Origin of the sequence: Hydrogenophaga sp., from assembly GCF_035481345.1 — a bacterium.
Lineage (GTDB): Bacteria > Pseudomonadota > Gammaproteobacteria > Burkholderiales > Burkholderiaceae_C > Hydrogenophaga.
Genome location: NZ_DATIGV010000191.1, coordinates 17,402 through 44,222 on the forward strand (window position 1 = coordinate 17,402; position 26,821 = coordinate 44,222).

General features: G+C 69.4%; 23 protein-coding genes and 1 riboswitch. Of the genes, 19 read left to right on the top strand and 4 right to left on the bottom strand.

What is annotated here, in order from left to right:
• Window positions 1-78: 78 nt before the first annotated feature.
• Window positions 79-717, bottom strand: a complete 639-nt coding sequence (locus VLG41_RS20570) for a DNA-3-methyladenine glycosylase 2 family protein (RefSeq protein ID WP_325351253.1) — start codon at window positions 715-717, stop codon at window positions 79-81.
• Window positions 717-2,099, bottom strand: a complete 1,383-nt coding sequence (gene cysS / locus VLG41_RS20575; RefSeq protein WP_325351254.1) for a cysteine--tRNA ligase — start codon at window positions 2,097-2,099, stop codon at window positions 717-719. Before cysS ends, VLG41_RS20570 begins: the two co-directional genes overlap by 1 nt.
• 222 nt (window positions 2,100-2,321) lie before the next feature.
• Between cysS and VLG41_RS20580 the strand changes: the two genes are divergently transcribed.
• The 5 genes from VLG41_RS20580 to VLG41_RS20600 are packed head-to-tail and all read left to right on the top strand — an operon-like array spanning window position 2,322 to window position 5,676.
• Complete coding sequence (locus tag VLG41_RS20580; RefSeq protein WP_325351255.1) at window positions 2,322-2,903, top strand: tetratricopeptide repeat protein; 582 nt, start codon at window positions 2,322-2,324, stop codon at window positions 2,901-2,903.
• A gap of 10 nt (window positions 2,904-2,913) precedes the next feature.
• Window positions 2,914-3,504 (top strand): peptidylprolyl isomerase, encoded by a 591-nt coding sequence (locus VLG41_RS20585; protein ID WP_325351256.1) that lies wholly within the window; start codon window positions 2,914-2,916, stop codon window positions 3,502-3,504.
• A gap of 2 nt (window positions 3,505-3,506) precedes the next feature.
• The gene (locus VLG41_RS20590; RefSeq protein WP_325351257.1) at window positions 3,507-4,013 is read left to right on the top strand and encodes a peptidylprolyl isomerase; all 507 of its coding nucleotides are present in this window, start codon (window positions 3,507-3,509) and stop codon (window positions 4,011-4,013) included.
• A 17-nt stretch (window positions 4,014-4,030) separates the two neighbouring features.
• The gene (locus VLG41_RS20595) at window positions 4,031-4,831 is read left to right on the top strand and encodes a UDP-2,3-diacylglucosamine diphosphatase (RefSeq protein ID WP_325351258.1); all 801 of its coding nucleotides are present in this window, start codon (window positions 4,031-4,033) and stop codon (window positions 4,829-4,831) included.
• Window positions 4,828-5,676 (top strand): M90 family metallopeptidase, encoded by an 849-nt coding sequence (locus VLG41_RS20600; RefSeq protein ID WP_325351259.1) that lies wholly within the window; start codon window positions 4,828-4,830, stop codon window positions 5,674-5,676. The genes VLG41_RS20595 and VLG41_RS20600 overlap by 4 nt, the downstream gene beginning before the upstream one ends.
• On the opposite strand, the gene VLG41_RS20605 is transcribed toward VLG41_RS20600, so the two are convergent.
• Together VLG41_RS20605 and VLG41_RS20610 are read right to left on the bottom strand one after the other, a co-directional pair.
• A complete protein-coding gene (locus tag VLG41_RS20605; RefSeq protein WP_325351260.1) occupies window positions 5,654-8,296 on the bottom strand; it encodes a DUF349 domain-containing protein in 2,643 nt (880 codons plus the stop codon). The genes VLG41_RS20600 and VLG41_RS20605 overlap by 23 nt on opposite strands.
• A 93-nt stretch (window positions 8,297-8,389) precedes the next feature.
• Window positions 8,390-12,031 carry a DUF748 domain-containing protein gene (locus VLG41_RS20610; RefSeq protein WP_325351261.1) on the bottom strand — a complete coding sequence of 1,214 codons (3,642 nt, stop codon included), beginning with the start codon at window positions 12,029-12,031 and terminating at the stop codon, window positions 8,390-8,392.
• 726 nt (window positions 12,032-12,757) lie between these two features.
• On the opposite strand from VLG41_RS20610, the gene VLG41_RS20615 reads away from it, so the two are divergent.
• The 14 genes from VLG41_RS20615 to nusB form a co-directional block, all read left to right on the top strand.
• A complete protein-coding gene (locus VLG41_RS20615; RefSeq protein WP_325351262.1) occupies window positions 12,758-13,639 on the top strand; it encodes a lytic transglycosylase domain-containing protein in 882 nt (293 codons plus the stop codon).
• 56 nt (window positions 13,640-13,695) lie between these two features.
• Window positions 13,696-13,857, top strand: a riboswitch (ZMP/ZTP riboswitch).
• Between the two features lie 35 nt (window positions 13,858-13,892).
• Window positions 13,893-15,137 (top strand): serine hydroxymethyltransferase, encoded by a 1,245-nt coding sequence (gene glyA, locus VLG41_RS20620; RefSeq protein ID WP_325351263.1) that lies wholly within the window; start codon window positions 13,893-13,895, stop codon window positions 15,135-15,137.
• 16 nt (window positions 15,138-15,153) lie between these two features.
• On the top strand, window positions 15,154-15,603 hold the full coding sequence (nrdR, locus tag VLG41_RS20625; RefSeq protein WP_009520105.1) for a transcriptional regulator NrdR: 450 nt from the start codon (window positions 15,154-15,156) through the stop codon (window positions 15,601-15,603).
• A gap of 25 nt (window positions 15,604-15,628) precedes the next feature.
• A complete protein-coding gene (ribD, locus tag VLG41_RS20630; RefSeq protein WP_325351264.1) occupies window positions 15,629-16,768 on the top strand; it encodes a bifunctional diaminohydroxyphosphoribosylaminopyrimidine deaminase/5-amino-6-(5-phosphoribosylamino)uracil reductase RibD in 1,140 nt (379 codons plus the stop codon).
• A gap of 131 nt (window positions 16,769-16,899) precedes the next feature.
• The gene (locus VLG41_RS20635) at window positions 16,900-17,481 is read left to right on the top strand and encodes a GspH/FimT family pseudopilin (RefSeq protein ID WP_325351265.1); all 582 of its coding nucleotides are present in this window, start codon (window positions 16,900-16,902) and stop codon (window positions 17,479-17,481) included.
• Window positions 17,471-18,031 (top strand): type IV pilus modification protein PilV, encoded by a 561-nt coding sequence (pilV, locus tag VLG41_RS20640; RefSeq protein ID WP_325351266.1) that lies wholly within the window; start codon window positions 17,471-17,473, stop codon window positions 18,029-18,031. Before VLG41_RS20635 ends, pilV begins: the two co-directional genes overlap by 11 nt.
• Entirely contained in the window at window positions 18,028-18,993 is a 966-nt protein-coding gene (locus VLG41_RS20645) for a PilW family protein (RefSeq protein ID WP_325351267.1), read from the top strand. Before pilV ends, VLG41_RS20645 begins: the two co-directional genes overlap by 4 nt.
• An 11-nt stretch (window positions 18,994-19,004) precedes the next feature.
• Entirely contained in the window at window positions 19,005-19,595 is a 591-nt protein-coding gene (locus VLG41_RS20650; RefSeq protein WP_325351268.1) for a hypothetical protein, read from the top strand.
• A complete protein-coding gene (locus VLG41_RS20655; RefSeq protein WP_325351269.1) occupies window positions 19,588-23,523 on the top strand; it encodes a pilus assembly protein in 3,936 nt (1,311 codons plus the stop codon). The genes VLG41_RS20650 and VLG41_RS20655 overlap by 8 nt, the downstream gene beginning before the upstream one ends.
• Window positions 23,520-23,990, top strand: coding sequence for a type IV pilin protein (locus VLG41_RS20660; protein WP_325351270.1), 471 nt, complete (start codon window positions 23,520-23,522; stop codon window positions 23,988-23,990). Before VLG41_RS20655 ends, VLG41_RS20660 begins: the two co-directional genes overlap by 4 nt.
• A 69-nt stretch (window positions 23,991-24,059) precedes the next feature.
• A complete protein-coding gene (locus tag VLG41_RS20665; RefSeq protein ID WP_325351271.1) occupies window positions 24,060-24,707 on the top strand; it encodes a riboflavin synthase in 648 nt (215 codons plus the stop codon).
• Entirely contained in the window at window positions 24,704-25,834 is a 1,131-nt protein-coding gene (gene ribBA, locus VLG41_RS20670; RefSeq protein ID WP_325351272.1) for a bifunctional 3,4-dihydroxy-2-butanone-4-phosphate synthase/GTP cyclohydrolase II, read from the top strand. The genes VLG41_RS20665 and ribBA overlap by 4 nt, the downstream gene beginning before the upstream one ends.
• 29 nt (window positions 25,835-25,863) lie before the next feature.
• Entirely contained in the window at window positions 25,864-26,328 is a 465-nt protein-coding gene (gene ribH / locus VLG41_RS20675) for a 6,7-dimethyl-8-ribityllumazine synthase (RefSeq protein ID WP_325351273.1), read from the top strand.
• Between the two features lie 4 nt (window positions 26,329-26,332).
• On the top strand, window positions 26,333-26,821 hold a 489-nt coding region (nusB, locus tag VLG41_RS20680; RefSeq protein ID WP_325351274.1), incomplete at its 3' end, for a transcription antitermination factor NusB.

The following is a 26,821-nucleotide window of genomic DNA, read 5'->3' on the forward strand; positions in this document are numbered from 1 at the left end:
GGGCGCCGCGGATCCGGCTTTGCCGGTCCGCTGACGCCGCCCCCTTGAGGGGGTCGCGCGCAGCGCGGCGGGGGTGACTCAATAACTGACGGGGAGCGGATCGAGCGACCGCCAAATATACCAAGTGGCCACGCTGCAGAACGGGGCCCAGGACCCGGCGACTTCGCGGATCTCGCTGCGGCTGACCGGCTCACCCGAAAAGTAAGCCTGACTGATGCCGGTCTGCAAGCCGATGTCGTCCAGCGGTAGCACATTGGGCCTCATCAGATGGAAGATGAGGAACATCTCGGCCGTCCAGCGGCCGATGCCGCGGATGGCCACCAGCTCCGCGATGATGGCCTCGTCGTCCATCGTCGGCCATTCGCTGGTGCGAACACGCTTGTCGGCGAAGTGCAGGGCCAGGTCCACCAGGTACTCGACTTTTCGCGCCGACAGCCCGGCAGCGCGCATGTCGTCCACCTTGAGCTTGAGCACTTGCGCGGGCGTCATCTTGCGCGTGAGGCCTTCGAAGCGGTCCCACACGGATTGCGCGGCCTTCACCGAGATCTGCTGGCCCACGATGCTGCGCGCCAGCGTGACGAAGGCGTCGCCGCGCGACTGCAGGAAGCCGTCGGGATAGCGCGGGATCAGCTTCTTCATCACCCGATCGCGCTTCATCAGGTGCTTGCAGGCATCCTGCCAGTACTCGGGCTCGGCCACGCTCAACACGGCGCTCATCAGACACGCTCCCACGTGGTGCCGGCGGCACTGTCCTTGAGCACGACGCCCAGTGACTGCAGTTCCTGGCGGATGCGGTCGGCCTCGGCGAAGTCCTTGGCGCGTTTGGCCTCGGCGCGTGCCTCGATGCGCGCGGCGATCGCCGGTTCATCGAGCGCATCGCCCGCGCCACCGCCCTGCAGGTAGCTGGCCGGATCGCTCTGCAGCAAGCCCAGCGTGCCGCCCAAGGCGCGCAGCAGGCCGGCCTGGCGCGGGTCCTTGCCGCGGTTGAGTTCGCTCGCGAGATCGAACAGCACGCTCAGCGCCACCGGCGTATTGAAGTCGTCGTCCATCGCCGCCTTGAAGCGGGCGGCGAACGGCTCACTCCAGTCGATGTTCAAGTCGACGGCCTTCACCGCCGACAGCGCCGTGTACAGCCGCTTCAGGGCGGCGCGCGCGTCGTCGAGGTGCGCGTCGCTGTGGTTGAGCGGGCTGCGGTAGTGGGCGCGCAGCATGAAGAAGCGCACCGTCTCGGCGTCGTACTTCTGCAGCACCTCGCGGATGGTGAAGAAGTTGCCCAGGCTCTTGGACATCTTCTCGTTGTCGACGTTGACGAAGCCGTTGTGCATCCACACCCTGGCCAGCGGCACACCGTTGGCGCCCTCGCTCTGGGCGATCTCGTTCTCATGGTGCGGGAACTGCAGGTCGGCACCGCCACCGTGGATGTCGAAGGTCTCGCCGAGCAGCGCGCACGACATGGCGGAACACTCGATGTGCCAGCCCGGACGGCCGCGGCCGTAGGGCGAATCCCACTGCGCGTCGGCGGGCTCCTCGGGTTTGGCGGCCTTCCACAGCACGAAGTCCAGCGGGTCGTCCTTGCCCTGCGCCACGGCCACGCGCTCGCCCGCGTTGAGTTCGTCCAGCGTTTTGCCCGAGAGCTTGCCGTAGCCCGGGAAGCGGCGCACCGCGTAGTTCACGTCGCCGTCGCCGCTGCGGTAGGCCAGGCCTTTGCCTTCCAGCGTGCGCACGATGTCGAGCATCTGCGGCACGTAATCGGTGGCGCGCGGGTCGTGCGTGGGGCGTGCGATGCCCAGGGCGTCGAAGTCCTCGTACATCGCGGCGATCATGCGGTCGGTGAGCGCGCGAACCGATTCGCCGTTCTGCACGGCGCGGCGGATGATCTTGTCGTCGATGTCGGTGATGTTGCGCACGTAGGTGACGCGGTACCCGCTGGCCTCGAGCCAGCGGCGAGCCACGTCGAAGGCGATGTTGGAGCGCGCGTGGCCCACGTGGCACAGGTCGTAGACCGTGATGCCGCACACGTACATGCGCACGTGACCGGGCTCGATGGGCGCGAAAGGCTCGAGCCGGCGCGTCAGGGTGTTGTGGATATGCAGGGTCATCGCAAGGCGCAGGGCGGGTGCGGTGCCGACCGCCTCGAACCGCGTCCACAAGCGCGGCGCCTCTCGGGTCCGGCGCCCCGCAGGCACGGTCTGATGCGACCGGCTCGCCGGTACCCCTCAGATACAATGCGCCAGTATATCGACGCCCATCCCGCGCTCGCACGCGCCAGTGGGCGCCACTGGTCGGGCACCCGCTTCGCCCGGCGCATCCCATGAGGTTCCATGTCCCACCGAGCTTCACCGCCGGACCGCGCCGTCCCCATCTTTTCCCGCCTCCTCGCCCGCGCCCTGCTGGCCGGACTGATGCTGGCCCTGCCCTGGTTGGCGCAGGCCCAGTCGCCGAGCATCCCCCAACCCACTGCGTATGACGAGGTCTCGCGCCTCCTGCGGGCCAAGCAGCTCGATCAGGCGCTTGCTCGCGCACAGGACTACCTGCGCACCAACCCGCGCGATCCGCAGATGCGCTTCCTGATGGGCGTGACGCAGAACGAGAAGGGCGACAGCGCCGCCGCGATGGAGACCTTCACGAGTCTCACGCAGGAAAACCCCGAACTGCCGGAGCCGCACAACAACCTGGCCGTGCTGCACGCCGCGGCCGGCCGCTACGACGAAGCCCGCGTCGCACTGGAAGCCGCGCTGCGCGCCAACCCGGCCTACGCGGTGGCGCTCGAGAACCTGGGCGACGTGTACGCGCGCCTGGCGGAACGCGCGTGGCAACGCGCCCAGTCCCTCGACGCGCGCAACCCGCGCTTGGCCCCCAAGCTCAAGGCCGTGCAAGGCCTGCTCGACACCCCCACCCGCTGAGGATCTCTTCATGACGCTGCAACGCCGCGCCCTCGCCCGCCTGACCGCCGGGCTCGCCACCGCCCTGGCGCTTTCCCTTCCGCTCGCCGCGCCGGCCCAGGACAAATCGCCGCGCGTGCGCCTGAGCACCTCGCTCGGCGACATCGTGGTCGAACTCGATGCCGCCAAGGCACCGAAGACGGTCGAGAACTTCCTGCAGTACGTCAACGACAAGCACTACGACGGCACGGTGTTCCACCGCGTGATCGGCAACTTCATGATCCAGGGCGGCGGCTTCACCACCGACATGCAGCAGAAGGCCACGCGCGCGCCCATTGCGCTCGAGGCATCGAACGGTCTGAAGAACGACCGCGGCACCATCGCCATGGCCCGCACGTCCAACCCGAACTCGGCCACCTCGCAGTTCTTCATCAACGTGGTCGACAACGCGGGCCTCAACGCGCCCTCGCCCGATGGCCACGGCTACACCGTGTTCGGCAAGGTCGTTGCCGGCATGGACGTGGTCGACAAGATCCGCGCGGTGCCGGTCGGCAACCGCGGCATGCACCAGAACGTCCCCCAGACCCCCGTCACCATCGTCAAAGCCAGCCTGGAGAAATGAACATGGCCAATCCGAAAGTCGAACTGCACATCGCCGGCATGGGCGTCATCACGCTCGAACTCGATGCCGAGAAGGCGCCGCAGTCCACCACCAACTTCCTGGCCTACGTGAACAAGGGGCACTACAACAACACCGTGTTCCACCGCGTGATCCCGGGCTTCATGGTCCAGGGTGGCGGCTTCGAGCCGGGCATGAACCAGAAGCCCACCGACGCGCCGATCCAGAACGAGGCCAACAACGGCCTGAAGAACGACGTCTATACCGTCGCCATGGCCCGCACCAGCGACCCGCACTCGGCCACCGCGCAGTTCTTCATCAACGTGGCCAACAACGGCTTCCTCAACCACACCGCGCCCAGCGCGCAGGGCTGGGGCTACGCGGTGTTCGGCAAGGTGGTCGCGGGCAGCGAGATCGTCAAGCAGATCGAGGGCCTGCCCACCGGCCGCCGCGGCTTCCACGACGACGTGCCGAAAACCGACGTCGTGATCGAGAAAGCTGTCGCTCTCTGAGCGACGCACCGCCACGCATGGCCGAGCGCTTCCCCGAGCTGGTGGCGCCCGCGCCGTGGCGAACGGTCGAGCTGATCTCGGACCTGCACCTGCACGCGGGCGACACCGCCACGCAGGGTGCGTGGCTCGCCTACCTGGCGCGCACGCCGCGCCCCGACGCACTCTTCATCCTCGGCGACCTGTTCGAGGTCTGGGTCGGCGACGACCTGCTCGCCCCCGACGGGGACGGCGATGTCGACCGCCGCTTCTGGCGGGGCTGTGCACAGGCGCTGCATGCGTTCGCGCAGCAGGTACCCACCTTTTTCATCGCCGGCAATCGGGACTTCCTGCTGGGCCCCGCCGGCCTGGCCGCCTGCGGCATGACCGGTCTGCACGACCCGACCGTGCTGGTGTTCGGTGGTCGGCGCTGGCTGCTGAGCCACGGTGACGCGCTGTGCCTGGCCGACACCGACTACCAGGCCTTTCGCGCCCAGGTGCGCGGTGCCGACTGGCAGCGCGACTTCCTCTCGCGCCCCCTGGCCGAGCGCCAGGCCATCGCGCGCGACCTTCGCGTGCGCAGCGAGGCGCGCAAGCGCACGCTGGGCCCCGACCCCAGCCTGTGGGCCGACGTCGATGACGCGGCCGCGAGCGACTGGCTGGCGCGCGCCGACGCGGCCACGCTCATCCACGGCCACACCCATCGCCCCGGCGAACATGGGCTGGGCCCAGGGCGCCAGCGCACCGTGCTCAGCGACTGGGACGCGAGCGCCCAGCCGCCGCGCGCCGAGGCGCTGCGCCTGAGCGCCGACGGCAGCGCGCGGCGGGTCCCACTCGAATGAGCTGGTTGGCCTCCCTGCGGCGCCGCTGGCGCCGCCCCGCCGCCGTGCCGGACGGCCTGTGGCGCGACACGCTCGCGGCACTGCCCTTCCTCTCCTCTCTGAGCGGTGCCGCGCTCACCCGCTTGCGCGTGCTCTGCGAGCACTTCATGGCCGAGAAGGAGTTCAGCGGAGCCAACGGACTCGTGGTCACCGACGCCATGGCCCTGTCCATCGCCGCCCAGGCCTGCCGGCCGCTGCTGGGCATGCACGGCCCGGATGGCCGCGCGGTGCGGCACCTGCCCGACCTGCTCGACTGGTACGACGATTTCGTCGGCATCGTGCTGCAGCCGGGCGCGGTGCTCGCCCGCCGCGAGGTGCGCGACCACGCGGGCGTGGTGCACGAATACACCGAAGCCCTGGCCGGCGAGGCCATGGACGGCGGCCCGCTGATGCTGAGCTGGGAGGACGTGGCCAGCGCGGGCGAGCGCGCCGCGATCGGCCACAACGTGGTGATCCACGAGTTCGTGCACAAGATGGACATGCGCGAGCTGCAGGTGGGCGAGCAGCCTCAGGGCGCACCCACCCTGCCCGATGGCTTTCTGAACACCCGCGATTCGCGGGCGGCGCGCGCGCACTGGCAGCGCGTGATGAAGGACGCCTACGAAGGCTTTCGCGAAGCCGTGGCCATGGCCGAGCGCTTCGGCGGCGAGCCCCCCTGGCTGGACGACTACGCGGCGAAGAACCCCGCCGAGTTCTTCGCCGTGACCTGCGAAGCCTACTTCGTCAGCCGCGAGCGCTTCGGGCAGGAGTTCCCCGCCCTGCTCGCGCTCTACGACGGCTTCTTCAACGCTTCAGCAGCGCCTTGAGCGTGGCCTGCAGGCGCCGCGCCGACTTCTCGTCGTGCGCGCCCGCGAGCACCTGGGCCACGTCCTGTGCCCAGGTTTCGGCGGGCGACGGCGCATTGCGGCGCGTGAGCAATTGCAGTTGCAAGAGGCGGCGCTCGCTCAGGTGCTCCGCCGGCGTCGGCGCCTCGGCGGCGATTTCCAAACGCAGCAGGGCTTCACCGGACAGGTCGCCCGCGGGCCGCCCCAGCGCGGCGGCCCAGGCCGTGCGCTGAGCGGGCGCCACGCGCCCGCCCAGGGCCTGCGCGGCGGGCAGTTGCTCGGCGTCGCGCGCCTGCCAGGCGTCCAGCACCTGCGTGAGCACTTCGCCGTGCGCCTGTTCGGCCAAGCGGCGAAGGCTGGCCTGCGCCGCTTCCAGGGCCTGGCGCTGCGCGCGGAAGGCGGTGTCGCCCAGGCGGGGACCGCGCGGCTCGCGGTCGTCGCGGAAGTCGCGGCGATCGCGTCCACCGTCACGGCCATCGCGGCCTCCACGCGCGTCGGGGCGGCCGGGTCGCCCATCGCGCCGGGCGTCGCGGGACGCGGGCTCGCTCTTCTTGGCGCCTGGGCGGTCGTCGCCGCGCATGGCAACCAGCTTGCGCGGCGGGGCCTCGGGCTTGGCCGGCGCGGCATCGCTGCCTTCGGCCGCGGTCGGCGCGCCCTCAGCACCCGCAGTGGCGTCCGACGCGGTGGGCGCCGGCGCGGCGGCGGCGGGCGGTTCCGCGCGCCCGGCCGCTTCCAGCGCGGCCATGGCCGCACGGATGCGCTGCGCATCGCCCGACTGCGTGGCCGCCTCGAGTTCACGCGACGCGTCCAGCACGCGCTGATCGACCGCGCTGATCGCGCTGGCCTGCTGCTGGCGCTCGTTCGTCTTGCGCTCGAACGCGGCGTCGATGGGCGAGCGGAAGGCCTCCCAGAGTTTCTGTTCCTGCTTGCGATCGAGCGGCACGGCGTGTGCCTCGGCCTGCCAGCGCTGCTGCAGCGCCTTGACGGCGTCGATGCGCAGCGGCTGCGCCTGCGACAGCGCCCCCGCCTCGTCGATCAGCGCCTTGCGGCGCGCCACGCTCTCGGCCTGCGCGGCCTCCAGGCGCGCATGTGCCTGGTGCATGGCGTCCTTCCAGATCGGCTGCACCTCGGCGAAAGCCTTTTCGCTCAGGTGGCCGGCCTGGCGCCAGCGCTCCGAGAAGGCGTGCAGCTCGCGCAACTGGGCTTTCCAGTCGCTGCTCTGGGCGTGCGCCTCGGTCCAGGCCTTGAGCTCATCGATGATGGTCTGGCGCTGGGCGCGCGTGGCCTCGCTCTGCTGGCGCACCTGCGCGAGCCAGGCCTCCACGCCCTTGTGCGCCTCGGTGCAGGCCTCGTCGAAGCGCTTCCACAGCGCATGGTTGGGCGCGCCACCCTGGTCGGTGGTCTTCCACTGTTCGCGCAACTGGCGGATGGCTTCCTGCAGCTTGCGCCCCGTGGGCCGCTGGCCCTCTGGCGCCTGCGTGAGCGCCTCGGCCTTGGCCACGAGTTCCTCGCGCAGCTGGTCGGCGCGCCAGCGCTGCCAGCCTTCGAGTTCACCCGCCTGCGAGAGCACGGCATGCGCGCGCGCCTCCAGTGCCTGACCGATGAGACGGCCGTGCTGCTTGAGCAGTTGGCGCAGATCGGCCGCGGCCTTGGGCGTGGCCTTGCCGTGGCCCTGGGCCACCTCGGCCTCCAGCGCGGCGACGGCCTTCTCGACGTCGGCACCGGCGCGCTCGCGGCGCGCCTGCTGCGCTTGCTGCGCCTGCTCGTTGACGGCCTGCTGCTCGGCGGGCGGTACCCCGCGCGCGGTGCGCAACTCGTCGGCCCACACGGGGACGGCCGGCAGCGGTGCGTTGGCGTCGGCGTCCGCCGCCACGGCCTGGGCCAGCGCGGCCTCGAAAGCGTCCCACACCAGCTGCAGTTGCTGGCGCGAGGCCTCGAGCATGGGCGGGAACTTGGCTTCGACGCTGGCCCATTGCGCGTCTTGCGTGAGGCCACCGATCTGCTGCTGCCACTGCGCCACATCGGCGCGCAGCGCGTCGGCGGCCTGCTGGGCGTCGCGCCAGGGCTTGGTGGAGAGCACCTCGATGCGCTGGGCAATCAGCACCGCGGCCTCGCGCTCGACCTGCACCGCGTGCTGCAGGTCTTCGATGGACTTGATGCGCTCGGCCAGTTGCTGGCGCAGCGTGGCGAGCGGTTCGCGCGACAGCGGCGCACCCGCGCGCGCGGCGTCGCGCTGCCAGGCCAGGGCGTCGGCCAGGTTCAGGCGCGAGGCGGTGAGCAGGGCCTCGGCCTTGGCGGCCCATTCGGCACCCGCCTGCTCTTGCGACTTCTGGCGCTTGAGCTCGTCGAGCTTTTCCTTCAGCGGCTTGGCCGCGCCGCGGTCGCGTTGGCTCAGTTCCTTGAACACTTCGCTCATGTGCTCGGCCGAGGGGCCGGTGGCCAGCCAGTCGCGCACGCGGGTGGCTCGTTCGCCGGCGGTGGCGGCGGAAAAGACGCCGCCGGTGAGCGCGTCCAGAGGATGGGCGTTGGCGGATTTGGGGCTGGATGGGGTGTTCACGGCGGGCTGGGGGGCAGGCGTCTGACGCGGAGAAAACAGCGACATGTGGATGGGCAGCGGGCGCGCGGCGCGGCGCGCGACGAAACGCGTATTGTCGCCGCAGCCGCGGGGGAATGTGTGCCGGGGTGGTCGGGCGCCCTATCGCGGCGCGAGCTGCAGTTCCGCCTGCGGTTGCCATCGCCCGCCACTGGCCGCGGTCTTGGGCGAGCCCAGAAACAGTCGGTCCTCGGGCAGGCGATGGCTCGCCAGGAAATCCTTCACCGCCATGGCGCGCGCCACGGCCAGCTCGCGCATGGTGTCGGCCGTGGGCGCCTGGGCGGCCAGCAGCAGCGATTCCATTTCTTCCAGCGGGATGTCCTTGACCAGACCGACGACGTTGCGCGGCTTGGGGATGTCGGCGCGGCGGTAGACCTCGCGCAGCAGTTCGGGCCGCTCCTGCGCGCTCACGCTCACCTGGGCGGGCACTTCGCCACTGGCGCGCGCCAGGCGGCGGCGCTTTTCGGCCTGCAGCAAGGCGTCCAGGCGCGCGCGCTGCCAACCGGCGCGCTCGGCCTCCAGATCGCTGTGGCCCACGATCGTCACGCGCAGCGCGGGCCGGTTCTCCAGCGCCTTGACCAGCGATTCCAGCTTCGCCCGCTGCGCATCGGCCAGTTCGACGCGACCGGGCGCGAAGTCCACCTGGCTGGCGTCGGCGCCGCCACCGGAGAAGGCGCTGGCGATGAGCGAGAACGGCGCGGTGATGGCCTTGCCGATGAGGTTGACGATGACGCGCACGATCACCGGGCCGAGGCGGAACTGCGGGTCGTTGAGCGAGCCGCTGATGGGCAGGTTGATGTCGATCACGCCTGAGCGGTCGGCCAGCAGGGCCACGGCGAGCTTGACCGGCAGGTTGGCCGGGCTGTCGGGCACGCGCTCGCCGAAAGCGAGCTGGTTGAGGATGATCTGGTTGCTGGCGGTGAGCTGGCCATTGGGCTCCACGCGGTACGCCACGTCCACGCTGAGCTTGCCGCGTTCGATGCCGTAGCCCGCGTACTTCACGCTGTAGGGCGACAGCGGTGGCAGCTCCAGGTCGCGCACCACGCCCTTGATGTCCAGCGCCAGCGGCTTGGCCAGCGGGTTGAGCTGGCCGTTGACGTCCAGTGTGGCGGTGCCTTCGGCGCGGCCCTTGAGCGAGAGCGTGGCCATCTCGGGCGCCTGGCCGGGCGCGGCCGGCGCACTGGAGAAGGCGCTGAGCGACCCCGTGACCTCGCTGAGGTTGGCGCTGTAGTTGGGTCGCACGAAGCGGTCGGAGAACAGCACGCGGCCGTTGACCAGGCTGATCGGGCCGACACGGATATCGGGCGCGGGGCCGGATGGCGGCGTGACGGCGGCGGCGGTGGTAGCGGGCGCAGTACCGGGCGCGGTGGTGGTGGGGGCGGCTGGCGCGGCGCTGGCCTCGGCCGCTTCGCCCGGTGCGGGCTTGATCAGGTCCTGCAGGTTGAAGCGGCCGTTCTCGTCGATGGCGATGCGCGCGTAGTAATCACTCAGCACCGTTTCGGCCACGTTCACCGACAGCGCCTGGTTCGGCGCGCTGCGCACCCGCAGGCCACGCACCTGCAGGGATTCCCACTGCAGCAATTCCTCGCCGGGCGCCAGCGTGTTCGCGCGGAAGTCCTCCACCGCCAGGTCCACCGCCGCCTCCACGCGCGGGCCGCCGGCGGGCAGGCTCAGGTCGATGTCGCCGCGCACGCTGGTGTCGGCGCGCAGCAGCTCCAGGTTGAGGCGATCGGCCAGGTAGGGCTCCAGCGCGTGCACGGGGAAGCGCTCCACCCTCACGCGGCTGCGCCAGCGCAGGTCCGGGCCGGCGCTCCCCGCGGCCGGGAGGCGCAGGCGCCCGTCGGCGGACACGGTGCCGGTGACCGGGGTTTCGCCGTCGGCCACGCGCAGCTTCAGACTCAGCGGCATCTCGGGAGCGCGCGCGTCCGGCGCCTGCAGGTCCTGCAGGCGCCCGTCAAAGCGGTCAAGCTCGAGCCGAACCGGGCGCGCACCCGCTTCGTCGAGAAAACGCACGCGCCCGTCTTGCACCCGCAGGTCGGCGACGCGCCAAGTCCAGGGCGCCGCAGCGGGATCGGGCGCCGCATCGGCCGCCGGCGCCTTGACCCAGCGCTGCACCATCCACTGGCCCCGGGCATCGCGGTGCACGTCGAGCTGCGGCTTGTCCAGAACCACCTGCCCCAGCTCGGCGCGCCGCTGCGCCAGGTCCACGTTCACGTCGGCCAGGCGCAGGCTGTCCAGCCGGGCGAGCGGACGTTTCGCCGGGCCCAGGTGCGGCTGGTCCACCACCAGTTCGGTCGCCCGCAGGCTGAGCCGGTCCGCCTCGCCCGCGGCGCCGCGCGCCCAGTCCAGCACCAGCGCGGCGCGGGCCTTGCCATCGAGTTCGGGCTCCAGCAGCGCCGCCAGGTAGGGCGCGGCCAGCCGCAGTCCCCAGGCGTCCAGCGCCGCGCGCAGCTGGGCGCGCTCGCCCGCGAACTCGCCCTCGGCCTTGAGCGTGGCCTCGCCCACCGCGGCAGCGATCTGGATGCGCGCGGGATCGGTGACCGGCCAGGCGATCGGCGCCACCGTGAGCGAGTCGATGCGAAGGTCCTGCTCGGCCCGCGGCTTGACCGACTCGTCGCGCCAACGCACCACGGCGCCGCTCAGCTCGAAGCCCTGCACGGCCACTTGCCAGGCCGCCTGGGGGTTGGACGGCGCCGGGGGCGCCGACTCGGCCGGGCCGGTGGGAGCGGCTTGCCAGCCCGCCGCCAGGCGCTGCACATTGATCAGCCCTTGCGCGTCGCGCCGCAGGTCCAGTTCGGGCCCCTGCCAGCGCACCGCGCCCAGGGCCAGGCGCCGCCGCAGCGGCTCCACGCGCTGCAGGGCAAGGTCCAGGCGCGGCGACAACAGCAGGGGCGGTCCACCGGTTTCGTCGAGCCGCAGGTTCGACACGCCCGCGCTGCCCGACACCACGAGGGTCGGCTCGGCGTGCTGCTCGAAGTCCAGTGTCAGGTCGAGGTGCAAGGCCCCCGTAGCCAGCCGAACCGGCCAGGCCTTCGGCCAATACGGCAGGTAAGGCGCCAAGTCCAACGTGGGAATCTGCACACGCGCGCGGGTCTGGCGATCCTCGGCGAAGGGCGTGGTGGCGGCCTGGCTGTCAAAGGCGCTGCCGTTGAGCGTGAAGGCCAGCCGCGGCTCGGTGACGACCTCCCGGCGCGAGCCGAGGCTGCTCAGGAAAGGCACCGACAGTTGCAGGGCGTCGAGCCGATGGGTGACGCCCACGGGCTCGTCCACCACGCTGGCCTGCCCGTTCACCAGCTCGATATTGAAGACCGCGAAGCGCGCCGGGCCTTCGTCCGGCTCGGCCGGGGCCTCGGGCGGCGCCAAGCGGGCCAGGACGTCATCGAAGTCCCAGCGGCCCTCACCAAGGTGGCGCAGCGCGAACCGCGGCGTGTCGATGCGCAGGGCATCAATCACGGGCGCCAGGCGCAGGAGGGATTGCAACTCCGCATCTATATAGAGCTGCCGCACGGACAACAGTGCGGCACTGCCCCCAGCGTCGGCGACCCGCAGGCCGTCGACCCACAATTCCAGCGACCAGGGCCGCAGCCTCACCTGCTCCACCGTCACCGCACGGCCCAGCCGCTCGCTGCCCTGCTTTTCCAATTGCCACTTCAGCAAGGGTGGTATGCCCAACCAAGCCAGGCCCCAGAGCACCACCAGGCCACCCAGCGCCCAGGCCAACCACCGCGCGAGGCGGGAACGCAAAGCCCTGGGGAGCGCGGAAAGTGGGGTGTCCGTTGCCGAGTCGACCATGCGCGCAGTGTCGCGCAAGCCGCGCCGCGTGGCGTGACAGGCTCCAGAAACAAGAAACCCCGGCAGGACAACCTGCCGGGGTTGACGGCGGGCAATGAAGCACTTGCCGTCGGGGCGGGTGGTGGGAGGGTGATGTCCCGCCAGCCAGGGAGCAAGAGATTGCCCCCAAGGGAGGCCGGTCGATGGATCGCCACCGAGTCGGCTGATGCCGGACTTCAAGTCTGGCGAGGTGAAGCGTACGACGCCCCACCGGTGGAATCAAGGCACAGGCGTCGCCCCACCATGGAACTTTTCAATCGGGGCCAAATACCCCATTCCAAGCCCTCAAAACCCCGTTTTGCTCCATGAAAGGTGGCCCCCAACCGACGAGCGGCACATCCATTGGCACCGCGCGCAAAGCCGCGCGGCCATTGGGACTCGCTGGGGGACACCCCAATTCCGACACACTTGCTCACAGTTTTATATTACTAATTATTCTGCAAACAGCGTTCAAAACCATTGACTGGCTATTAACGTCTCCCTACCATCCGCCCACTTTTGCCCACGCGAGGGTAAACCCGACGCTGCCCACCCGGGCTCACTCAAGGCTTAAAGCGCTCCGCGCTGCCATCGAGAGCAACCCCAACGAGCGTCCCCGCCGAACCGAGGATCGGCGGGACGACCAGCAAGGAGCGATCCATGAGGACCATCTCGCCGACGCCGCAGAAGAGCACGACCAGTGCCCTGGCATCGTCCCTGAACAACGCCGCGAACGACGTGTATCGCGGCTTCATCCACACCACGCAGAACAGCCTGGCCCTGCTGGGCACGGTTGCGGCGGTGGTGCTGCTCGTCTTCGGCATGCGTGCCGACCTGCGCGCCAGCGGAGAGGAGCGGCTGCTGAGCTGGCTGCTGCAGCGCCAGGAGGCGCAGCAACTGGTGGAGCGTGAAGTCGAGGTGGAGCCCACCGCAATCGACCGCGTGACCGTGGCCAACCTGCGCGACCTGACCGATCAGCAGGCCAAGGTGACGCAGTGGCTCAGCCGCAAGTACCGCGTGGCGCCCGAACCCGTGGGCGCCCTGGTGGCCGAGGCCTACCAAATCGGCGAACGCACCCGCCTCGACCCGACCCTGCTGCTGGCCGTGATGGCCATCGAATCGCGGTTCAACCCGTTCGCGCAGAGCCCCGTGGGCGCCCAGGGCCTGATGCAGGTGCTCACCCGCGTGCACACGGACAAGTACGAGGACTTCGGCGGCGAACTCGCGGCCTTCGACCCGCTGTCGAACCTGCGCGTGGGCGCGCGTGTGCTGGAGGACGCGGTCAAGCGCTCCGGCTCGCTGGAAGGCGGCCTGCGCCTGTACGTGGGCGCCGTCACCACCGACGGCAGCTGGTACATCAACCGCGTGATGGCCGAGCACCTGCGCATCCAGCGCGTGGCCCAGGGCAAGCCGCTCAAGCACTTCGACACGCCGCCGCCCGTGCGCGCCATCCCCGTCAACGCGCCGGCACCGGACAGCGAGGTCGAGGCGGAGGTCCGGCCCAACGCCGCGACGCCGCCGGTCACGGCCATACCGTCCTGACGGTCTGCGGCGCACCGCACCCAGCGGGACTTCGGTGGCCCCCGCTCGGCTAAACTAGTGCGGTGCGCGACTGGCGATAGGCGGCCATCCGATCGAGGAATCGGCCGCTGACGTGGACACCCGACCGCCCCTTCCGGGCGGCTGCCGGGACAACCACTGGGAAGCGCACCGCCCGTGCCGCCAGGCCGGGTGTTCAGCCGTTCGCCTGGGCAGCCCTTGTCACGCGCAAGGTTCCTCGTCATTCAGGACTGCCATGTACGACCGCCGCATCCTCATCGAACAGACCGACCCCGAGCTGTTTGCCGCCATCCAGGCCGAAAACGCCCGCCAGGAACACCACATCGAGCTCATCGCGAGCGAGAACTACGCCAGCCCGGCCGTGATGGCCGCCCAGGGCACCCAGCTCACCAACAAGTACGCCGAGGGCTACCCCGGCAAGCGCTACTACGGTGGCTGCGAATTCGTCGACGTGGCCGAGCAGCTCGCCATCGACCGCATCAAGCAGCTCTTCGGTGCCGACGCAGCCAACGTGCAGCCGCACTGCGGCGCCTCCGCCAACGAAGCCGTCTTCCTCGCCTTCCTCAAGCCGGGCGACACCATCATGGGCATGAGCCTGGCCGAGGGCGGCCACCTCACCCACGGCATGGCGCTCAACATGAGCGGCAAGTGGTTCAACGTCGTCTCTTACGGCCTCAACGCCCAGGAAGAGCTCGACTACGACGCCATGGAACGCAAGGCGCACGAAACGAAGCCCAAACTCATCATCGCCGGCGCCTCGGCCTACAGCCTGCGCATCGACTTCGCGCGCTTCGCCAAAGTGGCCAAGGACGTGGGCGCCATCTTCATGGTCGACATGGCGCACTACGCCGGCCTGATCGCCGCGGGCGTGTACCCCAACCCGGTGCCGCACGCCGACGTGGTGACCTCCACCACCCACAAGAGTTTGCGCGGCCCGCGCGGCGGCTTCATCCTGATGAAGGCCGAACACGAGAAAGCCATCAACAGCGCCATCTTCCCCGGCCTGCAGGGTGGCCCATTGATGCACGTGATCGCGGCCAAGGCCGTGGCCTTCAAGGAAGCGCTCTCGCCAGAGTTCAAGGTCTACCAGCAACAGGTGGCCAGGAACGCCCAGATCGTGGCCGAGACGCTCACCCAGCGCGGCCTGCGCATCGTGAGCGGGCGCACCGAAAGCCACGTGATGCTGGTGGACCTGCGCGCCAAGGGCATCACAGGCAAGGAAGCCGAGGCGGTGCTGGGCCAGGCGCACATGACGATCAACAAGAACGCCATTCCCAACGACCCCGAAAAGCCGATGGTGACCAGCGGTGTGCGCATCGGCACCCCCGCCATGACCACGCGCGGCTTCAAGGATGAGGAAGCGCGCCTGACCGCCAACCTCGTGGCCGACGTGCTGGACAACCCGCGCGACCCGGCCAACATCGCCGCTGTGCGCGAGAAGGTCAACGCCCTGACCGCGCGCTTCCCGGTCTACCGCTGAGGCAGGAGCGGCGGCGATGCGGTGTCCCTTCTGCGGCCATCTCGAGACCCAGGTCGTCGAGACGCGGGTCTCGGAAGACGCCGGCTTCATCCGCCGCCGCCGCCGCTGCGGCCATTGCGAGAAGCGCTTCACCACCTACGAGCGGCCCGACGTCAGCTTCCCGATGGTGGTGAAGAAGGACGGTCGCCGCGTCGAGTTCGCGCCCGACAAGCTGCGGGCGTCGTTTGCCCTCGCCCTTCGCAAGCGTCCGGTGAGCACCGAACAGGTCGACGCGGCGATCGAGCGCATCGAGGAGAAGCTGCTCAACCTGGGCGTGCGCGAGATCCCGGCCAACCGCATCGGGGAGATGGTGATGCGCGAGCTCAAGAAGCTGGACAAGGTGGCGTACATCCGGTTTGCGAGCGTGTACCGCAGCTTCGAAGACATCGATGAGTTCAGGGCGCTGGTGGATGAGGTGAAGCGCTGATGGATCGGCGCACAAGGGCCGAGCGGTGAACACCGAGCCCCTCACCACTGCGCTCGAACGGGCCGAACAGGCCCTCACGCTCTCGAACCCGAACCCCCGCGTGGGCTGCGTGCTCGTTGCGCCCGACGGCCGGGTCATCGGCGCGGGACACACCCAGCAGGCCGGTGGCCCGCACGCCGAGGTCATGGCCCTGCGCGACGCCCAGGCGCGCGGCGAAAGCCCGGCCGGCGCCACCGCCTACGTCACGCTCGAGCCCTGCTCGCACCATGGCCGCACCCCGCCCTGCTGCGACGCCCTGATCGCGGCGCGGGTGGCGCGCGTCGTGGTGGCCACCACCGACCCCAACCCCCGAGTCGCGGGCCAGGGCCTGGAGCGCCTGCGCGCCGCGGGCATCCGGGTCGACCTGCTGCCCGCCGACCACCCCGCCGCCCTGCGCAGCCGAGAACTCAACATCGGATTTTTCAGCCGCATGATCCGCGGCACGCCCTGGGTGCGCATGAAGATCGCCGCCTCGCTCGACGGCGTCACCGCCTTGCCCAACGGCCAGAGCCAATGGATCACGGGCGAGGCCGCTCGTGCGGACGGCCACCAATGGCGCGCCCGGGCCTGCGCCGTCCTGACCGGGGCGGGCACCGTGCTGCAGGACAACCCCCGCCTGGACGCGCGTGTGCCGGGCCTCACCCGCCAACCGCATCTGGCCGTGATCGACAGCCGTCTCGACACCCCGCCCACGGCGCGGCTGTTCGAGCCGCCCGAGAGCGGTTTGTCGCGCCATCTCTGGTTCTTCCACGCCGATCCCGCCGACGCCCGGGCCGCGGCGCTGCAACAGCGCGGCGCCGGCACCATCCCCCTGCCAGGCGCGAAGGGCAAGGTCGACCTTGGGGCAGCGCTGCATGAATTGGGGCGCCGTGAGGTGAACGAGGTGCACGTGGAGGCCGGGGCCAAGCTCAACGCCTCGCTGCTGCGCGAGGGGTGGGTGGACGAACTCCTGGTGTACCTGGCGCCCCGCCTGCTCGGGCAGGGCGCGGGCATGGTGCCCTTTGGGCCGCTGGAGCGCCTCGCCGATGGCGTCGCCCTGCGCTGGCTGGACAGCCAGGCGGTAGGCGACGACCTGCGGCTGCGCGCCAGGGTCGATGGGCGCGACGCGTTTCTCACGAACCGCTGATCATTCGGGCGAGGCCGCTCAGGCCGGAACTACTGCCAATAGAGTAGGACTTAGTTCTACATCCCTTTGGCCAGACAGCCCGTCGACAGACGCCTGGGTCCCTGAGGGCGGAGGTCGAATCATCGCAGGCCATGAACCGCTCACATGGCACCTTGCCCGCCAGTCCATCCATTGCGAATGCCAGGCGCCGTCGAATTCAGACGGCGCTTGGTCTCACCCTCATCGAGCTGCTGGTGAGCATCGCGGTGCTCACTGTGCTGCTGGCGATCGGCGTGCCATCGTTCGCCGCCATGGCCCGCCAGTGGCAGCAGGACGCGGCAATCGACACCTTCGTCGGTGACGTACGCCTGGCGCGCAGCACGGCCGTGCGCACGTCCCGGCCGGTCGTCATGTGCGCACTCGACCACAAGACAGGCGCCTGCACCCCCCAGGCCAACTGGACCGTTGGCTGGATGGTCTTCTCCGACCTGGACGCCGACGGCGCGTTCGACGCGGGTGAGCCCGTGATCGCGCATCGCGGCGCGCAGGCAGGCAACGCCTCCCTGATCGAAGCGAGTCCCTCACCGTCCGAGGCCCGGCTGCGGTTCCGCAACAACGGCACGCTCAGCGGAGGAGGCGTCAAGCTGAACCTGACGCCCGAGGGCACCACCCATCCCGCCCGCCTCGTCGTCCTCAACTTCATGGGCCGCGCCCGTGTGGCCAATGTCGAATGAACGTCTGGCGTCGCCGCGCAGAAACGCTGGCAGCACGCTCATCGAAGTCCTCATCGCGCTGCTCATCGCCTGCATCGGCCTGCTGGCCATGACGCGCCTGGCCGCTTCGGCCCTGGGACACCAGAAAGCGGCGCAGATGCGGCTGCTGGGCCAGACCCTGGCCCAACAGTACGCCGAACGCGCCCGTCTGAACGTTTACGGCTTCGACCTGGGGGGCTACGACATCTCCTTGGGTGACTCCGCGCCCGAGGAGCCCGCGTTGAATGCCGATGCCACAGACCTGGCCGCGGCGTCGGCGATGGCTCAGGCGGACCAACGGGAGTTCTTGCAGGCTGTGGCCAATGCACTGCCGAACGGCCGGGCGCAAGCGGTCGCTCGACGCGGCGTCGCGACGACGGCGCGCGACCTCGATGTCTGGTTGCTCTGGCGCGATACCCCCGTCGACGATGCCGACAGCCTGGATTCGGCTGCGAGGCGGCAGTGTCCCCAGGGACTGAAAGACGCGGACCGCCGAGGCGCCAGTTGCATGCATTTCCGGGTGGGTCTATGAAACGTTCCCTGCTTTCAGCCGTTCGGCGGCACCAGCACGGCTTCACCCTGGTGGAGTTGATGGTCGCCTTGGCGCTGGGCCTGTTTCTCGCGGGCGTGGTGAGCTGGACTTATTTGCAGACAGCCAGCGGTGCGCGCTTCGGTGCCCTTGAGTCGCAAATGAACGAGGAAGGCGCACTTGCGCTGGATCTCGTGCGATCACACCTGCGCCTCGTGGGCTACTCCGAGGTGGACGGGAACGGCAAACGCATCTTCAAGGAATCCCCTCTGCTGGGGTGCGATGGCGGATTCACCCAGGCCACGGCCTCCGATGGGTTCGACTCGCTGGCCTGCCAAGGCGGCAGCGGCAACGACGCCATCGCCTTGCGCTACCAGGCCACCGCCGTCAATGCGTTCATGGTCGGCAGCCCTCAGAAGCCGGCCAATTGCGCGAACGCCGGCATCGACCCCACCATCGGCGCCGCCTCCATCGCCGACAACCGCTTCTACCTGGCCGCCGACGCCACCAACGACAACGTACCCACCTTGTTCTGCCGGGGCGGCGACGGCCTCAACAGCTTCAGCGGTGAGGTCGCCCTGGTGCCGAACGTCGAACGCATGCAACTGCGGTACGCGATCACCCGCACCCCTGTCGTGGGCGAGGTGCCGCCCCACCAGGTGACGGCGATCATGGCGTCGGCCGACCTCCCTGGCAAGGACTGGACGCGCGTCGCTGCGGTGGAGGTGTGCCTGGTGATGCGTTCGGCGCAGCCGGTGCCTAGGGGCGGTCTGACCATGGACGAAGTGACACGCCACTTCGACTGCGAGGGCCAGGAAAAAACAGCCACCGATGGCCGGCTGCGCCGCACCTACCGGACCATGGTCCCGCTGCCCAACGTGCGCCCCGCCCTGCCCAAGCCCTATCAGGTCGACGCCGGCGGCGTCGTCATGAACCCCTATGCCGACTTGAACGGTGCGCCGTGAGGAGCGAGCCCATGCACGGTGTCATCGAACCGATCCACGGGACTGCCGCGCCCGCCCATCGCGGCCTGGTGCTGCCGGTGGTGCTGGTGCTGCTGGTGGTGATGTCCTTTGCCGGCCTGCTTGCGGCCCGGCGCAGTGCCACGGTGGAGGAGATCACCAACAACTCGCGCGTCAACCAGGTCGCGTGGCTGTCGGCCCAGAGTGGCCTGCGCCACTGCGAAGCGGTGGTCATCGACTCGGTCGAGAGCGGCAATCGATTCGACGCCGCAACGAAAAATCGCGTGCAGGCCAGCGCGCTCCAGAGCCCCACCGATGCGAGCGCTGCCTGGAACCAGCTCGCGAACTGGAGCGACTCCAGCCCCGTTCTGATCACGGCGCCGGTGGCCGACGCCAACGCCAGCGCCGCCCTGCAGGCCGCCCCGGCACCGCGCTGCATCGCCCAGGCCCTGCAGGGCAGCCGGTACCTCATCACCGCACGCGGCCTGTCGACGGGCGCCACGGTCAACAACGACGGCCTGCTGCTCGGCGGAGCCGAGGTCTGGCTGCAGTCGGTCATCTCACCCGAAGTCCCCATACGGTCCGCTGGAGGCGGTTATGAATGAAGTCATCACGGTCGACGATCGCGCGCACGGGTTCCTGTGCGCCGCTCACCGCGGCCGTTGCGCAGGGGTCGCCATCGCCTGCGCCCTCGCGACCCATGTCATGGCGCAGCCCGCCCAACGTCCGCTGCTCGTCACCAGCACGGGGGCCAAGCCCAACCTGATGATCACGCTCGACAACTCGGGCTCGATGACGGCGCCATTCAACGACGCCTACCCCATCAAGAAGAGCGAAGCCCAAGTTTCCAAGGCACCCGCTGAGCTGAGCCGGGCGGCGCGGTCGGCACGGGTCAACTCCCTGTACTACAACCCCCGCATCACCTACAAGCCTCGCGTGGACGCCATGGGTGCGCCTCTCGTCCCCAACGACGGCATCAGCTCCATATCCAACCAGAAAAACACCAACTACCAATACACGCTGTTCTTCCGCTCGTATGACGAGCTGTACTGGGGCGGTGGCAGCCATCTCGTCGAATACGCCTTTCCCCGCAAGAACGAACAAGTGCCTCAGGACTGGACCACGGAGTGGGGGGGCAAGGGATCGGAGCTGGTTCCCGAGCACCTGACCCATTCCGCCTCGGAAGACAGCAGCGCTCCCCCCTTCACCTACGCCCTCTGCCCGGATTGGGACAAGGCCAAGCCCTTGGACGGGTGCCCGAGCCCCCAGGTGGTGAACGTTCAGCGCAGGCTGTCGACGCCGATCGAACTGCCCATCGATCACCAGCGGATCGACTGCCAGGACGTGCTCAAGGGCGGCCGCAGCTGCACGCCCAACGAGGAGATGGACAACATCGTCAACTGGTACCGCTACTACGCCACGCGCATGCGAGCCACGCAGACCGCCCTGGGGCAAGCGTTCCAGAACCACAAGCTCAAGGACGGCATCCTGCGGGTGGGCTACCAGCTCATCAACAAGGCCCTCTGGCCCAACCCGCTGGTGCCGGGCAAGGACCTGGGACATCCCCTGGTGTCGCGCGGCGTGCGCGAGTGGAAAAAGGGCTCCCCAGACAACGAACAGTTCTATTCGTGGCTCTACCAAGCGCTGCCGGTGGGCCAAACCCCTTTGCACAACGCCTTTGACAACGTTGCAGCCTATCTGAAGGCCAGTGGCCCCGACACCAAGGAGAACCCCTGGGCCCGCGACCCGAGCGGTTTGCCCAGCGCCACCAACCCCGAGATGAGTTGCCGCCGCTCCTACCACGTGATGTTCTCCGATGGCGGCTGGACCAGCGGCATCGAAAGCGCCAACCGGCACATCGGCGAGAAGCACGACAACCAGCGGGGCCCCCGATTCCCGAGAGGATCGGCGACAACGGTCTCGGACGAAGACTTTGCCTACGACCCAGCAGGCCTCTCTGGCGAACCTCAGGTCTATGTGCCATACCCCAGCACCGCCACAGGCGGATTGGCCGATCTGTCGGCGCAGTACCACTGGCACACGGACCTTCGCCCCACGCTCGCCAACAACGTGTCGACGCGACCCGGGCAGCCGACGTACTGGCAGAACATGAGGACCTACACCATTGGCTACATGATCAAGCCCTCGGGAGGATCGGACACCAGCACGACAGGACTGACGTTCGCCCAGATCGACCGGTACCGCACCGACTACCTCATGCAGGTGCTTCCGCTCACCGCTCCGCTGTGGCCCCAGCTGCCCACAGGCGAACTGAACCTCCATACCGGCGCCACCGAAGCCCAACGCATCGACGATTTCATTCAAGCCGGCTACACCGGCGGCGGGCGTGGGTTCAGCGTTGAAAGCGCCGACGACATCCGTTCCGCCATCGACGCCATCCTGGCCGACATCCTCAACGCCTCGGGCAACGACGCGGGCACCGCACTGAGTTCAGGCGATGACTCGACTCAGGCACTGGCGGGGCGTTTGCAGTACTTCGTCAACTACCAGACCACGAACAACAGCGGCGACGTCATCGCCAAGAAGATCAACGAAAAGGCTCTGCCAATCCTGCTCGATCAGGATGCCAATGGTCAGACGCTCTCGCCCCCAAGCGACACCTTCTGGTCGGCCAACCAGCAAATGCCGCCGCACAGCAACCGACGCGTCTTCAGTCTGACGGGCACCCGCAGCGGCATCGAATTCAAGGGCCGCCTCGACGCCCTGCCGTCCGACATACAGGCGGCCTTGCGCACCGGCGCGCGGGCCAGCCGCCTGCCCGAGGACAGCGGCTTCGTGGACTACCTGCGCGGCAAGGCCCTGGTCTCCGACAAGAACGGAGAACCTTACCGACTGCGCGACTCGCGCCTCGGCGCCATCGTCAACAGCGCCCCTTTATCTCTGGGCGACGCCCAGCACATGGGCTACGACGACGCCACCAGCGGCGTGGACGGAAAGGGCAGCTACGCCGACTTTCGAGACAGGCTCAAAGCGGCCAAAGGCGTCCTGGTGGTGCCCACCAACGCGGGCGAGGTACACACCCTGGACGCGAGCAACGGCCAGGAGCTCGCCGCCTTCCTGCCCCGGCGCAGCCTGAGCCGCCTGCTCGACCAGGCCGACCCCAATGCGGGCTTCCGCTACGTCCTGGACGGCCCTCTCAGCACACAGGAGGTCCATGCGGATGGCGCGTGGCATCAACTCCTGGTTGGCACGGGCGGCCGCGGCGAACGCCTGATCTACGGTCTGCGGGTACCGATCCACGCGGACCACTCGCGCACGCCGGGTGCGGACGACTTCCTGTGGGAAACCGGCCCCGACAGGATCGATACCACCGAGTTCGCCCTGGGCCACGTAAGCACCCCGGCGCGCGGCGGACAAACCGACTCGGGTCGCTGGGTAACGGTGCTCAGCAGCGGCCACCACAATGGCCGTATCAACGGCAGCGGACACGGTCTGCTGGTGCTCGACGCCATGACGGGCGCGGTCATCCGCACCCTTCCCCTTCCCCAGCCCGCCCTGTACCCGGCCGGCCGCGGCCTGGGCGGCGTGGCCCTGGTACGCGATACGCGAAAGCGCATCGTCGCCGCGTACGCGGGTGACGCCATGGGCCAACTGTGGCGCTTCGATCTGCGTGGCGATCCCGCGAACTGGAAGGTGTCCTACAACAAGCCCCTGTTCCAGGCCCCCGACAAACGCCCCATCTATGCCGCCCCAGCGTGGCAGGCGCATCCCAAAGGCGGCATGATCGTGGTCGCGGCGACCGGCATGATGCTGGACGAGTCCGACGAAACCGATGTCCAGCAGCGCGAAGGCATCTTCGGCATCTGGGACCCGACCGCTCGCGCCGATGGCCAGGAGGCCCCCGGCTTCGAGACGGTGAAACCCGACCAGTTGCTTGAGCAGACCGTCATCGAGCGGCAGATCGGCGATGTGACGGCCCTGGACTTCACCCGCAACCGCATCGATTGGGGTGTCCACCGCGGCTGGAAACTCATGCTGGGCCACATCGACAACAGCACGAGCCGCATGCGCTGGCCCGGAGAGCGAGTGATCGATCGGCTGGTCAACGTCGGCTCGAGCGTGAAAGCCACCTCGTTGATCATCAACCGCTCGAACAAGGAAGAGAACTGCCAGAGCGAAGGCCCACCGCCCAACAGGGACTATCAATTCAACGCCCTGGATGGCGTCGCCAAGCCGGCCTTCGACATCGACAACGATGGCGTGCCCGATGTCGCCATGCTCCTGCTCGACAACGGCGGCTTCTCTCGCAACGCAGCACTGACTCACCTCGTCCCGCCAGCCCGCATGACCCCCGCGCAGCGGCGGCAAAGCCGCTTCGCGACCCAGGACGGCGAAAGCGACTACGAGAACACCAAATGCCTCGCCGCCCGGTACGCCATGCTGGGCGTCAATGGCAGTCCGGTCTTTGGCCGCGTGAGTTGCTCCTACGGCTGGAGCCGCCAGCAATACCAGCTGGCCACCCCGCCCGGCGTCTCCACGGCCTCCCCCCCGTCAACAGCCCCCGTCCAATGAACTCCGCGCCCGCTTTCCGCCCCCGCGTCCGCCTCCGCGGCTTCACCCTGATCGAGCTGATGATCACCTGCGCGATCATCGCCATCCTCGCCAGCATCGCCTACCCCAGCTATGCCGAGCACGTGCGCAAAGGCCGGCGCGCCGACGCCCAGCGTGCCCTCGAAGAGGCCAGCCAGTTCCTGCGCCGCCGCTACAGCAGCATGGACACACACACCGGCGCCAGCCTGCCCGACGGCCTGAGCCGCAGCCCTCGCGAAGGGGGCGGAGCCTACGACATCACGCTCATCGAGGGCGGTGCGGCCGTGGGCACTGCCACTGAGGCGCACGGCTTCACCCTGCGCGCGGTCCGAACGGGCAGCATGGCCGACGACCGTTGTGGCGATCTGGAACTGGCCCACACCGGCGCACGCTCGCTGGTCAATGCCTCCGGCGGCGCCACGCTGGCCACCTGCTTCCGCGGCGGCTGACCCCGCTCGGCGGGAGGCGACGGACACCCCCGCGACGGCCGGCCGTTCAAACCCTGCGAAAATAGCCGGATGTTCACCGGCATCATCACCGGCGTGGGGCGCATCGCCGACTCCCATGCGCTGGGCGGTTCTTTGCAGCACGGGCGGCGCCTCACCATTCAGGCCCCGCCCGGGTATCTGGCCGACGTCGGCCTGGGTGACAGCATCGCCCTCAACGGCGCCTGCATGACCGTCACCACCCTTGACGCGCCGCAGAACCGTTTCACCATCGACATCTCCGCCGAATCGCTGGCCCGCACCGCGGGCCTGGACGCCGTCGGCGGTCGCCTGAACCTTGAAAAAGCCCTGCGCGCCCACGACCGCCTGGGCGGCCATATCGTCTCCGGCCACGTCGACGGCACCGGCACCGTCCTGCGATTCACCCCCGTGGGCGAAAGCCACGAACTCGCCGTGCTGGCCCCGCCAGAGCTCGGCAAGTACCTCGCCTACAAGGGCTCCATCACCATCAACGGCGTGAGCCTCACCGTCAATCGTGTCGCCGACCGGCCCGACGGTTGCGAGTTCAGCCTCAACCTCATTCCCCACACGGTGCAGCACACCACCCTGGGCGACCTGGTCGCCGGCAGCACCGTGAACCTCGAAATCGACACCGTGGCCCGCTACGTCGAGCGCATGCTCGGCGCGGGCCAGCATCCGGCCAAGGAGGCCACGCCATGAACGCCCCGGAAACCCTGGCCCCCGTGGCCATCTCCCCCGTCGAAGCCATCGTCGCCGACATCCGCGCCGGCCGCATGGTCATCCTCGTGGACGAGGAAGACCGCGAGAACGAGGGCGACCTCGTGCTCGCGGCCGACCATGTCACGCCTGAGGCCATCAACTTCATGGCCCGCTTCGGCCGCGGCCTGATCTGCCTCACGCTCACCAAGGAGCGCTGCGAGCGCCTGAACCTGCCGCCCATGGTGCCGCGCAACGGCACCAAGATGGGCACGGCCTTCACCGCCTCCATCGAAGCCGCCGAGGGCGTGACCACCGGCATCTCCGCCGCCGATCGCGCGCGCACCGTGCAGGCCGCCGTGGCGCCGAACGCCAAGGCCAGCGACCTGGTGCAGCCCGGCCACATCTTCCCGCTGCAGGCCGTCGAAGGCGGCGTGCTCATGCGCGCTGGCCACACCGAGGCCGGCTGCGACCTCGCCGCCATGGCCGGCTGCTCGCCCGCCGCCGTCATCTGCGAGGTGATGAAGGACGACGGCACCATGGCCCGTCTGCCCGACCTTCAGCAATTCGCCGCCGAACACGGCATCAAGATCGGCACCATCGCCGACCTCATCGAGTACCGCAGCCGCACCGAATGCCTGGTGCAGAAGGTCGGCAGCCGCCCGCTCAAGACGGCCTTTGGCGACTTCACCGCCCACGCCTTCCGCGACCAGCCCAGCGGCGCCGTGCACATGGCGCTGGTGATGGGCCAGTGGCAGGCCGACGAGGCCGTGCCCGTGCGTGTGCACGAGCCCCTGTCGGTGCTCGACGCGCTGGAGGTCGGCCGCGCCATGCACAGCTGGAGCCTGGAGTCCAGCCTGCGCCACCTGGCCAAGGCCGGCCGCGGCGTGGCCGTGCTGCTCAATTGCGGCGAAAGCGCCGACCAGTTGCTGGCCCAGTTCGACGGCACCGCGCGCTCGGCCCAGGCGCCCGAGCGCGGCCGCATGGACCTGCGCACCTACGGCGTGGGCGCCCAGATCCTGCGCGAATGCGGCGTGACCCGCATGGAGCTCATGGGCACGCCGCGCCGCATGCCCAGCATGCAGGGCTACGGCCTCGAGATCACCGGCTTCATCGGCCACCCCAACTGACCCCACACCCCACAGAAACGGACGCCCCCATGTTTGGCGCAGACAAAGGCACGGCCGACCTGCTCGACGGCAAACGCCTGCACATCGGCATCGTGCAGGCGCGCTTCAACGAAGCCATCACCGACACCCTGTTCAGCGCCTGCCAGGCCGAGCTGCTCGCCCTCGGCGTGCAGGAGAAGAACATCGCCCACGTCAAGGTGCCCGGCGCGCTGGAGGTGCCCGTGGCCCTGCAGGCCATGGCCGAGCTTGACGAATACGACGCCCTGATCGCGCTGGGTTGCATCATCCGCGGCGAGACCTACCACTTCGAGCTCGTCGCCAACGAATCCGGTGCCGGCGTCACCCGCGTCGCGCTCGACCACCAGATCCCCGTGGCCAACGCCATCCTCACCACCGAAAACGAAGAACAGGCCCTGGCGCGCCAGATCGACAAGGGCCGCGACGCCGCGCGCGTGGCCGTCGAAATGGCGCTGGTGCTGGACCGCATTGGCTGATTCCATGAGCACCGCCCCCGACAACACCCCCGCCAAGCCACGCAAGGCCGCCGACAAATCGGCCCGCACCCGTGCGCGCGAATTCGCCTTGCAGGCGCTGTACCAGCACCTGGTGGGCCGCAACCCGATCGATGACATCGACGCCTTCACCCGCGACCTCTCGGGCTTCCACAAGTGCGACAGCCTGCACTTCGACGCCCTGGTGCGCGGCTGCATCGAGCAGGCCGCCGAACTCGACGCCCTGATCACCCCGCGCCTGGACCGCCCGCTGGCCGAGATCTCGCCCATCGAACACGGCGTGCTGTGGATCGGCACCTACGAGTTCCGCCAGTGCCTGGACGTGCCCTGGCGCGTGGTGCTCAACGAGTGCATCGAACTCGCCAAGTCCTTCGGCGGTACCGACGGCCACAAGTTCGTCAACGGCGTGCTGCACCCCCTGGCCGAGCAGTTGCGCCCCGCCGAAGTGGCGGCCTCGCCGCGCGCCGGCGGGGCC

Excerpts from the sequence above, each read along its gene's own strand:
- VLG41_RS20570 (WP_325351253.1), bottom strand. The coding sequence starts at position 717 with ATGAGCGCCGTGTTGAGCGTGGCCGAGCCCGAGTACTGGCAGGATGCC.
- cysS (WP_325351254.1), bottom strand. The coding sequence starts at position 2,099 with ATGACCCTGCATATCCACAACACCCTGACGCGCCGGCTCGAGCCTTTC.
- VLG41_RS20580 (WP_325351255.1), top strand. The coding sequence starts at position 2,322 with ATGTCCCACCGAGCTTCACCGCCGGACCGCGCCGTCCCCATCTTTTCC.
- VLG41_RS20585 (WP_325351256.1), top strand. The coding sequence starts at position 2,914 with ATGACGCTGCAACGCCGCGCCCTCGCCCGCCTGACCGCCGGGCTCGCC.
- VLG41_RS20590 (WP_325351257.1), top strand. The coding sequence starts at position 3,507 with ATGGCCAATCCGAAAGTCGAACTGCACATCGCCGGCATGGGCGTCATC.
- VLG41_RS20595 (WP_325351258.1), top strand. The coding sequence starts at position 4,031 with ATGGCCGAGCGCTTCCCCGAGCTGGTGGCGCCCGCGCCGTGGCGAACG.
- VLG41_RS20600 (WP_325351259.1), top strand. The coding sequence starts at position 4,828 with ATGAGCTGGTTGGCCTCCCTGCGGCGCCGCTGGCGCCGCCCCGCCGCC.
- VLG41_RS20605 (WP_325351260.1), bottom strand. The coding sequence starts at position 8,296 with ATGTCGCTGTTTTCTCCGCGTCAGACGCCTGCCCCCCAGCCCGCCGTG.
- VLG41_RS20615 (WP_325351262.1), top strand. The coding sequence starts at position 12,758 with ATGAGGACCATCTCGCCGACGCCGCAGAAGAGCACGACCAGTGCCCTG.
- glyA (WP_325351263.1), top strand. The coding sequence starts at position 13,893 with ATGTACGACCGCCGCATCCTCATCGAACAGACCGACCCCGAGCTGTTT.
- nrdR (WP_009520105.1), top strand. The coding sequence starts at position 15,154 with ATGCGGTGTCCCTTCTGCGGCCATCTCGAGACCCAGGTCGTCGAGACG.
- VLG41_RS20635 (WP_325351265.1), top strand. The coding sequence starts at position 16,900 with ATGAACCGCTCACATGGCACCTTGCCCGCCAGTCCATCCATTGCGAAT.
- pilV (WP_325351266.1), top strand. The coding sequence starts at position 17,471 with ATGTCGAATGAACGTCTGGCGTCGCCGCGCAGAAACGCTGGCAGCACG.
- VLG41_RS20645 (WP_325351267.1), top strand. The coding sequence starts at position 18,028 with ATGAAACGTTCCCTGCTTTCAGCCGTTCGGCGGCACCAGCACGGCTTC.
- VLG41_RS20650 (WP_325351268.1), top strand. The coding sequence starts at position 19,005 with ATGCACGGTGTCATCGAACCGATCCACGGGACTGCCGCGCCCGCCCAT.
- VLG41_RS20655 (WP_325351269.1), top strand. The coding sequence starts at position 19,588 with ATGAATGAAGTCATCACGGTCGACGATCGCGCGCACGGGTTCCTGTGC.
- VLG41_RS20660 (WP_325351270.1), top strand. The coding sequence starts at position 23,520 with ATGAACTCCGCGCCCGCTTTCCGCCCCCGCGTCCGCCTCCGCGGCTTC.
- VLG41_RS20665 (WP_325351271.1), top strand. The coding sequence starts at position 24,060 with ATGTTCACCGGCATCATCACCGGCGTGGGGCGCATCGCCGACTCCCAT.
- ribBA (WP_325351272.1), top strand. The coding sequence starts at position 24,704 with ATGAACGCCCCGGAAACCCTGGCCCCCGTGGCCATCTCCCCCGTCGAA.
- ribH (WP_325351273.1), top strand. The coding sequence starts at position 25,864 with ATGTTTGGCGCAGACAAAGGCACGGCCGACCTGCTCGACGGCAAACGC.